We start from the raw sequence: 12,417 nt of genomic DNA, 5'->3' as shown, positions 1-12,417 counted from the left end.
TGACCTTATTGACCGCGCATGAAGAGGCGATCGAGATCGGCGAGCGTGAGCTGATACCACGTCGGGCGGCCATGATTGCACTGGTCGGCGCGCTCGGTCGTTTCCATCTGGCGCAGCAGCGCGTTCATCTCATCGAGCGTGAGACGCCGGTTCGCGCGCACCGCGTGATGGCAGGCGAGCGTGCCGAGCATCTCATGCTGGCGCTCGGTCAGCACGCGCGAGCCGCCGTAGGCGTGCAGATCGGCGAGCACGGCGCGGGCGAGCGCCTGCAGATCGGCGTCCTTGAGCAAAGCGGGCACGGCGCGGATCGCAATCGAGGTGGGCGAGAGCACCGCGAGGTCGAAGCCCAGCGCTTCGAGCGTGGCTTTTTCCTCTTCCACGGTACCGGTTTCGATCGGATCCGCCGTCATCGAAATCGGAATCAGCAGCGGCTGCACCGCGAGCGAGCGTTCGGCCAGCGCGTGCTTGAACTGCTCGTAGAGGATGCGCTCGTGCGCGGCGTGCATATCGACGATCACGAGGCCGCGCGCGTTCTGCGCCAGCACGTAGATACCGTGCACCTGGCCGAGCGCGAAACCGAGCGGATGATCGTCGCGGGCGTCGAAGGCGGGTTGCGTGGCGCTCGTCTGGGTGTCGAGCGGCGCGCCGGCTTCGGCGGCTTGCGCCACGGTCGAGCCATCGGCCGTGCCTGCACCGACGTCCTTGCGGCCGAACAACGCGTCATAGAGCGCGAGCGGCTGCGCAACCGGCAGCGAGCCTTGCTGCATGCGCGACTGGCGCAGCCACGTGTTGCCGCTGGACGAACCGCCCGCGCCGCCTGAGCCACCTGAACCGCCCGCACCGCCAGCGCCGAAGCCCGACGTACGCGAGCCACCCGATCCGCCAAAGCTGCTCGCCACGCTGGCCGTGCCGAACTTGCCCGATCCCGCACCAAAGCCCGAAGCCGATCCGCCGCCCACGGTGCCCAGCGTGCCTAGCGTACCCGCGCCGCCCGTTGCACCCGAACTCAGGCCCACCGATGCGCCGAGCACGCCCGCGCCTGGCATGGCGCGCGGCTCGATCATCGCCGAATGGCCACCCGAGGTGGTTTCCGGCGACGCCCCGGCGTGCCGCGCGAGCGCGCGCTGCACGGCATGGAACACGAACTGGTGAATCGAGCGCGAATCGCGGAAACGCACTTCGATCTTCGACGGATGCACGTTCACATCGACGGCCTCGGGCGGCAGGTCGAGGAACAGCACGTAGGACGGATATCGATCGCCATGCAGCACATCTTCGTAGGCGGCGCGCACGGCGTGCGTGAGCAGCTTGTCGCGCACGAAGCGGCCGTTGACGAAGAAGTACTGCTGATCGGCGCGATTGCGGCTGGCCGTGGGCAGGCCCGCGCAGCCATAGACGGCAAGCGGCCCCGCGCGCTCGTCGAGCGGCAGGTGGGCCGTGGCGAACACCTCGCCGAGAATCTTCGAGACGCGCGTGGACGGATCGCTCGGGTTCCAGTGCTCGACCGCGCGCCCGTTGTGCAGCACCGAGATCGCCACGTCGGGACGCGCGAGCGCGCTGCGGCGGATCATCTCCAGGCAATGGCCGAGTTCGGTCTGCTCGCTCTTGAGGAACTTGCGGCGCGCGGGCGTGTTGAAGTACAGCTCGCGCACTTCGATGGTGGTGCCCTGGCCGCCTGCGGCGGGCGAGAGCGCACCGGTGCTGGCGTCGATCTTCACCGCGTGCGCGGCGCTGGCGGGACGGCTGGTGATCGACATCTCGGCGACCGAGGCGATCGAGGCGAGCGCTTCGCCGCGGAACCCGAGCGTCGCGACGCTTTCGAGTTCGGCGAGCGAGCGGATCTTGCTGGTGGCGTGGCGCATCAGCGCGAGCGGCAGCTCGCTTTCGGGAATGCCGCAGCCGTCGTCGGCGATCGAAATGCGCTTCACGCCGCCTTCGTCGAGCAGGATGCGCAGCGTCCTCGCGCCCGCGTCGAGCGCGTTTTCGAGCAACTCCTTCACCACCGAGGCGGGGCGCTCGACCACTTCGCCCGCCGCGATCTGGCTGATGAGCTGGTCGGGCAGCGCCTGGATCGCGCGCGCGGGCTGGGCGGCGCGCGGTTCGGGCGGCGCGCTCGGGGCAGCGGGCGTGGCGGAGTCGATGGCGGGATCGACGTTGGCATCGACGGCGGGATCGACTTTAGGTTCGAGATCGGCGGACATGCGCGCAATTATAACGACTCGGGCGGCGGCCCTTGCGGCCCCGGTTTTGTCTCCGGTTGGCGCGCTTTGGCTGTGCATTGCGCGCATTTTTGCGGTTTTTCGTGGGAATTTTTCGTGACGCCGGGCACTTTCGGTATCATGGCGCGGTCAATTTTGCTTCTCGCGCAACAACGGTTTCGCGCGCTCCGAATCGTCACCCACCGGGTACGAGCAAGCGCGCCAAAGCCATGACCAATAAGGGACACTTTTGGATACGCTGCTGCAGTTCGTCAATCTTGTCTTGCACATCGACAAGTTTCTCGGTGTCTTCATCCACCAGTACGGTGCGTGGGTCTATGCGGTGCTGTTCCTGATCGTGTTCTGCGAGACTGGCCTCGTCATCCTGCCGTTTCTGCCCGGCGATTCGCTGCTCTTCATCGGCGGGGCGTTTGCGGCCACGCATGAGATGAACCTTGGCGCGTTGCTCACTTTGCTGATCGTCGCGGCGGTCACGGGCAACACGCTCAACTATCTGATCGGTCGCGCGATCGGGCCGAAGGTGTTCAATACGCGCATTCCGGTGCTCGAACGCTTTCTCGACCGCGCCGCCCTGCAGAAAACCCACGACTTCTATGAGCGCCACGGCGGCAAGACCATCGTGCTGGCGCGTTTCATTCCGGTCGTGCGCACGTTCGCGCCTTTCGTCGCCGGGGTCTCGCAGATGAGCATGCAGCGCTTCCAGCTCTTCAATATCGCGGGGGCGCTGTTCTGGGTGCTGCTGCTGGTGCTGCTGGGCTTCTTCTTCGGCAATATTCCGTTCATCCGGCAATACCTCAACATCATCGTGCTGGTAGGTATCGGCGCGGCCATCGTGCCGGTGGTGCTGGGCGGTCTGTGGAAGATGATGCGCAAGAACAGCGGCGGCAATGCCGTGCGCGGGCCGAATGGGAACTAAGGCGAACTGAGCGCCTTCGCGGCCCAGAAGCCTCATAAAAAACGGCATCGCCCGCAAGGACGATGCCGTTTTTCTTGCCTGGTGCTCTAGCTGGATTGCGTGGCCTGCGGGTCTTGAGGGCCTTGCGCACCCACGCGCCGGATGATCGAAGGCGTCTCCGGCGTCGGGTAGCCGGCGTCGCGGAAAGTCTCGACGATCGCGCGGTTGGTATCGAAGTACACCTGCCAGTACGTGTCGTTGTTCGTGTAGGGGCGCACGGCCAGCAGCGGCCCCTCGGGCGTGAACGAGAGAATCTCGACGTCGGGCGCGGGCTCCGCGGCGACGTTCGGAATCTTCGCGATGGCCGCGCGCAGGCGGCTGGCCGCATCGACGGGATCGACGCCGTTGGCGATCTTCGCGGTGAGTTCGACGCGGCGCACGGGCGTGGCGCTGTAGTTCGAGATCGTGTCCGAAAAGATCTTGTTGTTGCCGATGATGTTCACGACGTTGTCGGGCGAGATGATGGTCGTGCCAAAGATGCCCAGTTCCTTCACCGTGCCCGTCACGCCGCCCGCCGTCACGAAGTCGCCCACCCTGAACGGGCGCAGCACCTGCATGAACACGCCCGCCGCGAAGTGCGCGAGCAGGCCGCCCCACGCCGTGCCGATCGCCAGACCCAAGCCCGCGAGCAGCGCCGCGAACGAGGTGGTCTGCACGCCGAACACCTGCAGGATCGCCAGCACCAGGATCAGGTTCAGGAGCGCCGCGAGGATCGAACTCAGGTAATGCGCGAGCGTGGGATCGACGCGTTCGTTGCGCCCGAGCATCTTGCGCAGGAAGCCCGCGACGAGATTGATCGCCCAGCGGCCGACGATCCACAGGACGATGGCCGCCAGGACCTTGGTCCCGAAGTCGATGCCCCGGGTCATGATGAATACGCGGATGGTTTCGAGATCCAAGATGCCCTCGCTTGATTCGGTGATTGAGCCGGAAAAGACGCGTTGAACTGCAGGGACCTGCATGTTGAAGCGACTGAAACGACGACTGTGCAACCGTGGGGCGAGGCAAGGGTGTTATGACGGGCGTGACGCGCGGCCCGTATCCGCATCGCTTGTGCATTTATAGGCGAAGCGGCGATCGCTTGCATCCTGCGTGCCCACGCGTTTCGGGGTTGACCCAAGGCAATGCGCGCGGAGTATGACGAGGTCCGCTCTTTAGTTGATGCGCACCGGATAGGCGTTCGGCGTTATCGTTGCGGGTTGTCTTGCGAGCCGGCTCAAAACGTTTTCAGCGATCAGTACACCTACAAGGAGGCTTCATGAACCTGTCGAATTCCGATCTGCATCTCATCACCGTCGATCTCGAATCGCTGCGGCCCACGCAGCTCACGGTCGGCTACCGTGAGGTTGAGCTCAAGCGCACGCACTGGAAGACGCTCGACAAGAAAGGCCGCGCCGCAGCCATCGAGAATCACTGGTTTCCGGCCGTGCTGGGCCCGAAGGGGCGCTACTACGTGGTGGACCATCACCACCTGGGGCTCGCGTGGCTGCACGAAGGCGTGGCGAGCGTGCGCGTGACCGTCATCAAGGATCTCTCCTGGCTGGACCAGACGATCTTCTGGCGCATGATGGAACACAACCAGTGGGTGCATCCCTTCAATGCTTCGGGCGAGCGCTGCGACTACGACGCGCTGCCTAAACAGCTTTCCGCTCTCGCAGACGACCCGTACCGCAGTCTCGCGGGCGAGTTGCGCGTGGCGGGCGGTTACGCCAAGGACACCACGCCCTTCAGCGAATTCCTTTGGGCCGATTACCTGCGCCAGAAGGTGAGCGCGGCGCGCGTGTCCAGGGACTTCGACAAGGCGCTCGCCGATGCGCTCGCTCATGCGCACGACGCCGATGCGCGCTATCTGCCGGGCTGGTCTGGCGTGGTGCCGGCGGCAGCGGCGGCCAATGGCTCGGGCGGGGCGGTGGCGCGGGCCGCTTCAGCCAGCGATGCCAGCGATGCCAGCGATGCCGCGGCCAAGGGAAAGAACAAGGCAAAGAAGAAGTAGACCGGGCAGGCGCGCTCACATCGGCAGCGTGGATTTGCTGTACGGCGACGTTTCGATCACGAGCGCGCCGCCCTTGCCGCGCTCGTTCGCATGGCGTTCGGTCGCATGGCGCTCCCGCGCGTGGCGTCGCGCGATGCGGCGGCCGAGGGCCAGCGCAACCGCCACAGCGAGGCCATAGGCAACGGTGCGCGCAAAGAACGCACTGACCGGGTGGTAGATCGTCCAGGGCCCGCCCGCTTCGGCGAATACGAGGAAAGTGAGCGCCGCGTCGAACACGCACAGTATCGCCATCATGCCGACGAAGATGCGTGTGGCGTGCGGCGTGAGGTCCGGACGCATCGCGTGAATGAACCAGCAGGCCAGTCGCACGACGGCAAGCAGGACGAGATTCGAGAGCAGGCAGCAGACGAAGTTGTGCATAGGACGGGCCGATGGCCGGCGAAAGGCTGGAAGCGGCGCGATCATGGCACGCCTCGGCATCTCGAAAAATCGCCGTCGGGTACGTCTCGGGTAGGTTCGAGCGCGCGCGGCCATGCGCAGCCGCACCCGCGCTTTACGCGGCGCGGCTGCGGCGGCTTTGTCAACTTTGGTCAGGCGCAGGCGCGACGGTTGTATCCGTGCAACGCAATCGGGCAGAGCGTGCGCGGGGAAGGTGCTTGAGTGCTCATCGGGCGTCGGGTAGCGGCGCGTCGGGCGCTGTGCCGCTTGTCAGAAAATGGCAGAGCCACTGACAGGCTGGACCGGTAGCGGCGTCAGTGCGGTGGATCAGCGAGACGTTGTAGTTCACCGAACCGCGATCGGCCAGGACGATGCGTACGAGCCGGCCCGCTTCGAGATCGGCTTCGACGAGATGACGCGGCATCGATCCCCAGCCAAGCCCCGCGAGCAGGAGCCGGTGTTTGGCGCCCAGGTCGCCAAGCTTCCACGTGCGATTGCTATAGACGCCGAAGGTCTGCCCGACCGTGAGACGGCTGCGGTCGGTGAGGACAAGCTGGGTGTGATCGCGCGCGTCCGAGATGCGCACCGGCTGCGGCGCCTGCGCAAGCGGATGGCAGGGCGCGGCCACCAGTACGAGTTCGACCGTGCCGATCGATTGCGCCTCGATCACATGCGGCCAGTTCTGGTTCGGCCCGCTGATGCCGATCGCGCAGTCGCCGTCCAGCACCAGCTTGATCACGCCGCCCAGCGCCTCCATGGTGAGATTGAGCGCCACGGTGGGAAACGCCTTTGCGAATGCCTGCAAGGCTTCCACCAGCCGTTGCGAAGGAAACATCACGTCGACGGCTACGGACACCTCGCCTTCCAGCCCGCGCTGCAGGCCCGCGGCCTTGGCGTTAAGCTGGCCCATCAGCAGATCGAGACGGCGCGCATCGGCGAGAATCGTCCGGCCTGCGGCGGTGAGTTCAGGCTTGCGCTTGCCGCGCTCGAACAGCGCCACGCCCAGCAGCGACTCCAGATTCGCGATGGAGTAGCTCACCACCGACTGCGCGCGGTCGAGCTGACGCGCGGCCGCCGAGAAACTGCCGGTTTCGGCCACGGCGATCAAGGCGCGCAGTTGTTCGAGGCTGGGCGAGCGGTCCATGGTCCACCTATCGAAAAAATGGATGGTAACGATCCATTTTAGACGATTGTTTGTATAGCTAGACCCGGGTTAAAGTGCGCGTTCGTTATCGAAGGTACTCGAAGGTGCTCATGCCGATGAACCGTTCCGTCAAGCCCACTGGCCGCTACAGCGGCGTCGCGATGCTGCTGCACTGGCTGATTGCCGCGCTGATCGTCTGGGGCTTCGCGCTCGGCTGGGTCATGACCGATATCCCCGGTTTCACGCCCACCAAGCTGCGTTATTTTTCGTGGCACAAGTGGATCGGCGTGACGGTGCTCGCGCTGGTGCTGGTGCGTGTTCTCTGGCGCGCGACCCACGCCGCGCCCGCGCTGCCGCGCTCGATGCACGGCTGGGAGAAGGGCGCCGCGCACCTGGGGCACTTCGCGCTGTATCTGCTGATGATCGCGATTCCCGTGAGCGGCTATCTCTACAGCTCGGCGGCGGGCATACAGGTGGTGTATCTCGGCATCTGGCCGCTGCCCACGCTGATCGGCCCCGACACCGCGCTCAAGGGCGTGCTGCGCACCGTGCACGTGACGCTCGACTATGCGCTGCTCGCCGTGGTGGTGGTGCATGTGCTCGCCGTGGCGAAGCATCAACTGCTCGACCGTCAGAATGTCCTCGCGCGCATGCTGCCGTTTGGCACGCCGCGCGACTAAAACCGATCCCCGATCTCTCTACCGCTCATTGCGAACCGAACGAACATGATCCAGCGTCTCGCCTCCAAAGTCTCCGTCGTCGCGCTCGGCGCGGCGCTCGCCGCCGGTGCGGCCTTCACCGCTTCGTTCGCACTGAACGCGGATGCGGCCGATAACGCCAAGAGCACGGTCTCCGCCGTGTTCAAGCAGATGAACGTGCCGGTCGAAGGCAAGTTCAACAAGTTCAGCGCCGATGTGCACTTCGATCCGGCCAACGCCGCCGCATCGAGCGCGAAGCTCGACGTGGATGTTGCGAGCTTCGATCTCGGCTCGCCGGACTACAACAAGGAAGTCGCTGGCGACGAGTGGTTCGACGCCGGCAAATTCCCGCATGCGACCTTCGTCTCCACGCAGATCAAGCCGGGCGCAAACGGCGCGTACAGCGTGGCGGGCAAGCTCACGATCAAGGGCAAGACGACCGACGTGGTCGTGCCCGTGACGTACCACAAGGACGGCGCGAACCAGGTGTTCGATGGCGCGCTGCCCATCAAGCGCCTGGCGTACAACATCGGCACGGGCGAGTGGAAAGACACCTCGGTGGTCGCCGACGACGTGCAGATCAAGTTTCACATCGTGGCTGCCGCGCACTGACGCGCGTTGGCCGTTTTCTCGATTCATCCCGGTTCATCCGTCATCCGTAACTGGACTCACCCCAGGACCCACGCTTCCATGAAGACCACGATTTTCGCCGCCGCAGCACTGGCTGCCGCCATCGCTACGCCTGCATTCGCTGCTGCTACGACCTACAATCTCGACCCGACGCACACGTACCCGAGCTTCGAAACCGATCACTTCGGCGGCGTGTCGGTGTGGCGCGGCAAGTTCACGAAGAGCTCGGGCACCGTCGTGCTCGACACCGCAGCGAAGACCGGCACGGTCGACGTGACCATCGACGCATCGTCGATCGACACCGGCAACAAGGCGCTCGACAAGCACGTCAGCTCGGCTGAAATGCTCGACGCAGCCAAATACCCGACGGCCGTCTACAAGGGTACGTCGATCAAGTTCGACGGCGACAAGCCCGTTGAAGTGATCGGCACGTTCACGCTGCACGGCGTCACGAAGCCGCTGAACCTGAAGATCGACTCGTTCAAGTGCTTCCAGAACCCGATGCTCAAGCGCGAAGTGTGCGGCGCGGACGCGACCGCCCAGTTCGACCGCTCGGACTTCGGCGTGAACTATGGCCAGGCGTACGGCTTCAAGATGCTGACGACGCTGCAGATCCAGGTCGAAGGCGTGAAGGCTGACTGAGCGTAGTTTCAGTTGCCGTCAAAAAAGCCCGTGCGTGAGAGCGCACGGGCTTTTTGCTTTTTGGCGCGAGCTGTTTTGGCGTCGGCGAGCCTGACAGATCAGTGAATCGGCGAACTCGATGAACCTGCATGCACCGTGCGCGGCGTGAGCGCCACGTCGACCACGTGCGAATGCCAGATGCCGCACGTCGCCTTGACGGGCACCCACGCGTATTTGCCGCGCACTTTCGCGAAGGCGCGCAGATGGATCAGCGTGTCGATGGGCGAGGCCTGCGGTGTGGGGCTCGCAGCCGATGCCTGTGCGATCGCGCTGGCGGGCACAGGGCTTTCCACCCTGGCGGTGAGCGCGCGGCGGTCGGGCACGAGCAGCGAATCGTAGCGCTGCGCCTGGCGCACCCATTCGTCGAGCGCGGCGACGCAGTTCACGACGGCGTCGGGCACGCGGATGCGGCGCAGGTATTCGTAGTCTTCGGGAGGAGCTTGAACCTGCGCCTGAGCGCGCAGACTGACCCAGAGCAGCGCGACGAGAGCGCAGGCGAGAGTCGGGAACTTCATGTTGACGTGGCCTGTGCAGCGGAGTGGAGAACAGCGGGGAGGGCGAGAGTATACACGCTGATGCCGGGGCTGGTTCGCGCGGGCCGCAGCCAGGCGAAATCGACGATAATCCCCGCCTGAAAAAAGCTCACGGAAGCGCCGATGCAATTCAGAAAAGATGTGAATGGCCTGCGCGCAATCGCGGTGGCCGCGGTCGTGCTCTATCACTATGGCGTTTGGCCTGCGCACGGCGGGTTTGTCGGCGTCGATATCTTCTTCGTGATCTCCGGCTTCTTGCTGACGTCGATTACCTATGGCGAGATTCGCAGCGGCAACTGGTCGGTGCGCGAATTCCTGATGCGGCGCGTGCGGCGCATTTTTCCGGCGCTCGTCGTCGTGACGCTCGCCACCGTGGCGTGGGCCGGCTACGCCTATCTGCCCGACGATTACATGCGTCTCGTACGCGATGCGACGTCCGTGCTCGTGATGCGCTCGAACTACGTCTTTCACGGCGCGACGGGCTACTTCGCGCCGGACGCGAAGCAGAACCTCTTCCTGCACACCTGGTCGCTCTCGCTCGAATCGCAGTTCTATCTGATCTTTGCCTTTCTGTGCGTGGTGTTCTGGCCGAAAAGCGGCGCGCTGCGTCAGCGCCTGGGCACGGCGCTGTTTGCGGCGATCGCACTGGCTTCGCTGGTCTGGTGCATCGTCCATACGCCCGCCGATGCGAACTCAACGTTCTATCTGCTGTGGAGCCGTGCGTGGGAATTCATGGCCGGATCGGTGGTTGCCGTGTATACGCGCGGGCGCGCGCCGCGCGCGCTCATTGCGCAGCCGCTCGGACTGCTTGGCATCGGGCTGATTGGTTGGGGCATCGTCGCGTTGAGCGCGGACGATCCTTATCCCGGCTGGCGCGCGCTCTTTCCCGTGCTGGGCACGATGCTGATCATCTACGCACGCAGCGGCGTGGTAACGCGCGTGCTCGGCGCGCGGCCGGTGCAGTTTCTCGGCACGATTTCGTATTCGGTCTATCTCTGGCACTGGCCGATCCTGCTCGCGTTTCGGGAGCGCACGGGCCATGATCCGGCAGTCTTGCAGACCGCAGCGATGATTGTTGCTGCGACGCTTGCGGGTTGGCTCTCATATCGATTGGTCGAAGTCCCGACGCGCAAACGCTCCAGCAATCGGCAATTGCTCGCCGGTGCGCTCGGGTGCGTGGCGCTTGCGTTCGCGTTTTCAGGGGCGATGAAGGCGAGCGATGGCTGGCCGCAGCGCCTGCCGCGTTGGCAGCGCAGCGTTACGTACGCAACGCTCAACACGCATCCCCAAGCCGATAAATGCATGCGCGACGTGGACGGGACGAAGCGGACCACGCAGCCCGGCGACTTCTGCACCATAGGCGCTGCGAACGGGACAAATGGCGGGTCGCCGTCGCTGATGCTATGGGGCGATTCCTTCGCGAACCGCCTGCAGCCCGCCGTCGACGATATCGCCGCGAAGCTCGGTGTGCCCGGCATCGTCGCGACCCAAGGCGGCTGTCCGCCGTTCAAGGGGCAGGTCTTCAAGGGATCGGGCGCGGAGGTGTTTTCGGGTTGCGAACGATTTGCCAACTTCGTCTTCGACCACTTCATGCGCACGCCGACGCTGCGTTACGTGGTGATCGCCGGCGACTGGCAATGCTACGATCCGGGCTATGAGGGCGACGTGATCCGACAGATCGCGGCGACGCTGGCCGAACGCCACGGTAAGCTCGTGCTGGTGACATCGGTGCCGAGCCCGGGCGGAGATCTGCCGCATCAATGGGCGAGGGCGCAATTCCAGGCGGGCCACGCGATCGGCGATATGACGGTGACGCGCGCGGGGCAGGCGCGGCTCTACGGCATGGGGCAGGAGATCGCGTCGTTCGCTGCGCGCGGCGGTGAGGTGATCGTGGTCGATCCGTTTGCGGCGATGTGCGCGGGACAGGTCTGCTATACGGTGAAAGACGACCGCGCGCTGTTCGCCGATACCGACCATCTGAGCGAAGCGGGCGTCGCGTACCTTGCGCCTGCTATCGAAGCGGCGTTGAGGCGTGCGATGGGTCAGGCAAGCGTGGCGGGCGCGTTGGGCGCGGCGAGAAACGGAAGCTGAAAAGCAAAAAGCCCGGTCGTGATGACCGGGCTTTTCACATTATCTTTGGTAGGCCGTACGGGATTCGAACCTGTGACCAACGGATTAAAAGTCCGCTGCTCTACCAGCTGAGCTAACGACCCAAAAGAGAAGCGGGATTATAGCGAGACACCCGGAGGGTGTCAACTACCCGGGCGCGCCAAAAATAGAAAAGGCCCGAAACACGTCAAACCTGCCGACGTCTTCCGGGCCTTCCGAAACCATCAAGGCGATCCAGCGGGCAGCGCTTACTTCAGCTGCGAGAGCTTGCTTTGCGCGGCCTGCGCCACTTCCGAGCTGCCGTACTGCGAAACGATCTGTTCGAGCGTGCGTTTGGCCGCAGCCTTTTGCCCCTGCTCGATCTGATTGTTCGCAATCGCCATCAACGCCTCGGGCGCGCGCGGATGCTGCGGATACTTGCTGACCACGTTCTGCCACGTCGCAGTCGATCCCTTGTAATCCTTCAGCGCATAGAGCGCATTGCCGAGCCAGTACTGCGCGGTCGGCTGATACGGGCTCTGCGGATACTTCGAGACGAAGCTGCGGAACGACGCGGCGGCCTGCTTGAAGTCGCCGTTGCGAAACTGCGTGGAGGCGGAGTTGAACGCATCCATCTCACCCGGCTGAACCGTGCCTTGCACGCCGTCCACGGTTTCCTGTTGCGGCTCGAACTTTTTGAGGCGCGTGTCCAGGTCCGTGTAGTAGTCCTTCTGCTGCTTCGCGAGCGTCGTCAGCTCATTGCCGAGGTCCTCGTTCTGTCCACGCAGCGTCGCGACCTGCTGGTTGAGCTGGTCGATACGGTTGGACTGGTCGAGGATCGTGCGTTGCGCGGCCGACAACTGACTGTTCAGATTGTCCGTCTTCGCCCGCAGGTCGAGAATCGCCTGGCGCGCCTGATCGTCATCGAAGAGACCCGCGTGGGCCGGCAGCGCCGAGAAGGCGACGCCGGCCACGCAGGCGGCTGCGGCAAACCGCAGCGGGGAGAAACGGTGCGACATACGCCCCTTCATCCAATGC

The 12,417-nt window shown here is 64.7% G+C and carries 11 protein-coding genes, 1 tRNA gene and 1 pseudogene; 6 read left to right on the top strand and 7 right to left on the bottom strand.

What is annotated here, in order from left to right:
* Positions 1-5: 5 nt before the first annotated feature.
* Positions 6-2,201, bottom strand: coding sequence for a DNA mismatch repair endonuclease MutL (gene mutL, locus F4827_RS02295; protein WP_183720160.1), 2,196 nt, complete (start codon positions 2,199-2,201; stop codon positions 6-8).
* Positions 2,202-2,448: 247 nt separating this feature from the next.
* Here mutL and F4827_RS02290 point away from each other — a divergent pair, with 247 nt between their 5' ends.
* The gene (locus F4827_RS02290) at positions 2,449-3,135 is read left to right on the top strand and encodes a DedA family protein (protein ID WP_183720163.1); all 687 of its coding nucleotides are present in this window, start codon (positions 2,449-2,451) and stop codon (positions 3,133-3,135) included.
* Between the two features lie 86 nt (positions 3,136-3,221).
* Here F4827_RS02290 and F4827_RS02285 read toward each other — a convergent pair whose 3' ends face one another.
* Positions 3,222-4,073, bottom strand: a complete 852-nt coding sequence (locus tag F4827_RS02285) for a mechanosensitive ion channel family protein (RefSeq protein WP_183720166.1) — start codon at positions 4,071-4,073, stop codon at positions 3,222-3,224.
* 359 nt (positions 4,074-4,432) lie between these two features.
* Here F4827_RS02285 and F4827_RS02280 point away from each other — a divergent pair.
* Positions 4,433-5,053, top strand: a pseudogene (locus F4827_RS02280) (ParB-like protein); the annotation flags it as partial.
* Positions 5,054-5,182: 129 nt separating this feature from the next.
* On the opposite strand, the gene F4827_RS02275 reads toward F4827_RS02280, so the two are convergent.
* Positions 5,183-5,587 carry a hypothetical protein gene (locus F4827_RS02275; protein WP_183720172.1) on the bottom strand — a complete coding sequence of 135 codons (405 nt, stop codon included), beginning with the start codon at positions 5,585-5,587 and terminating at the stop codon, positions 5,183-5,185.
* Between the two features lie 244 nt (positions 5,588-5,831).
* Positions 5,832-6,749: a LysR family transcriptional regulator gene (locus F4827_RS02270; RefSeq protein ID WP_183720175.1), complete on the bottom strand. Its 918-nt coding sequence runs from the start codon at positions 6,747-6,749 to the stop codon at positions 5,832-5,834.
* Positions 6,750-6,859: 110 nt separating this feature from the next.
* Here F4827_RS02270 and F4827_RS02265 point away from each other — a divergent pair, with 110 nt between their 5' ends.
* The 3 genes from F4827_RS02265 to F4827_RS02255 all read left to right on the top strand — a co-directional run bounded on the left by F4827_RS02265 (position 6,860) and on the right by F4827_RS02255 (position 8,719).
* Positions 6,860-7,429, top strand: a complete 570-nt coding sequence (locus tag F4827_RS02265; RefSeq protein WP_409258749.1) for a cytochrome b — start codon at positions 6,860-6,862, stop codon at positions 7,427-7,429.
* 45 nt (positions 7,430-7,474) lie between these two features.
* Complete coding sequence (locus F4827_RS02260) at positions 7,475-8,059, top strand: YceI family protein (protein ID WP_027817813.1); 585 nt, start codon at positions 7,475-7,477, stop codon at positions 8,057-8,059.
* A 78-nt stretch (positions 8,060-8,137) separates the two neighbouring features.
* The gene (locus tag F4827_RS02255; protein ID WP_167069785.1) at positions 8,138-8,719 is read left to right on the top strand and encodes a YceI family protein; all 582 of its coding nucleotides are present in this window, start codon (positions 8,138-8,140) and stop codon (positions 8,717-8,719) included.
* A gap of 98 nt (positions 8,720-8,817) precedes the next feature.
* On the opposite strand, the gene F4827_RS02250 is transcribed toward F4827_RS02255, so the two are convergent.
* Positions 8,818-9,273, bottom strand: a complete 456-nt coding sequence (locus F4827_RS02250) for a BspC domain-containing protein (protein WP_183720181.1) — start codon at positions 9,271-9,273, stop codon at positions 8,818-8,820.
* Positions 9,274-9,414: 141 nt separating this feature from the next.
* Here F4827_RS02250 and F4827_RS02245 point away from each other — a divergent pair, with 141 nt between their 5' ends.
* Positions 9,415-11,382, top strand: coding sequence for an acyltransferase family protein (locus F4827_RS02245; RefSeq protein ID WP_183720184.1), 1,968 nt, complete (start codon positions 9,415-9,417; stop codon positions 11,380-11,382).
* 46 nt (positions 11,383-11,428) lie between these two features.
* Here the strand turns inward: F4827_RS02245 and F4827_RS02240 are convergent.
* Both F4827_RS02240 and ybgF read right to left on the bottom strand, forming a co-directional pair.
* A tRNA-Lys gene (locus F4827_RS02240) sits at positions 11,429-11,504 on the bottom strand.
* Between the two features lie 144 nt (positions 11,505-11,648).
* Positions 11,649-12,398 (bottom strand): tol-pal system protein YbgF, encoded by a 750-nt coding sequence (gene ybgF, locus F4827_RS02235; RefSeq protein WP_183720187.1) that lies wholly within the window; start codon positions 12,396-12,398, stop codon positions 11,649-11,651.
* Between the last annotated feature and the right edge of the window lie 19 nt (positions 12,399-12,417).

The sequence above is a fragment of the Paraburkholderia bannensis genome (genome assembly GCF_014200455.1).
GTDB lineage: Bacteria > Pseudomonadota > Gammaproteobacteria > Burkholderiales > Burkholderiaceae > Paraburkholderia > Paraburkholderia bannensis_A.
This window is presented reverse-complemented; position numbering and strand designations above follow the sequence as displayed.

What these genes read in the sequence shown, in the direction of transcription:
- F4827_RS02260 (WP_027817813.1), top strand. Translation starts at nt 7,475, where the DNA reads ATGATCCAGCGTCTCGCCTCCAAAGTCTCCGTCGTCGCGCTCGGCGCG.
- F4827_RS02255 (WP_167069785.1), top strand. Translation starts at nt 8,138, where the DNA reads ATGAAGACCACGATTTTCGCCGCCGCAGCACTGGCTGCCGCCATCGCT.
- F4827_RS02250 (WP_183720181.1), bottom strand. Translation starts at nt 9,273, where the DNA reads ATGAAGTTCCCGACTCTCGCCTGCGCTCTCGTCGCGCTGCTCTGGGTC.
- F4827_RS02265 (WP_409258749.1), top strand. Translation starts at nt 6,860, where the DNA reads ATGCCGATGAACCGTTCCGTCAAGCCCACTGGCCGCTACAGCGGCGTC.
- F4827_RS02270 (WP_183720175.1), bottom strand. Translation starts at nt 6,749, where the DNA reads ATGGACCGCTCGCCCAGCCTCGAACAACTGCGCGCCTTGATCGCCGTG.
- ybgF (WP_183720187.1), bottom strand. Translation starts at nt 12,398, where the DNA reads ATGTCGCACCGTTTCTCCCCGCTGCGGTTTGCCGCAGCCGCCTGCGTG.
- mutL (WP_183720160.1), bottom strand. Translation starts at nt 2,201, where the DNA reads ATGTCCGCCGATCTCGAACCTAAAGTCGATCCCGCCGTCGATGCCAAC.
- F4827_RS02275 (WP_183720172.1), bottom strand. Translation starts at nt 5,587, where the DNA reads ATGCACAACTTCGTCTGCTGCCTGCTCTCGAATCTCGTCCTGCTTGCC.
- F4827_RS02245 (WP_183720184.1), top strand. Translation starts at nt 9,415, where the DNA reads ATGCAATTCAGAAAAGATGTGAATGGCCTGCGCGCAATCGCGGTGGCC.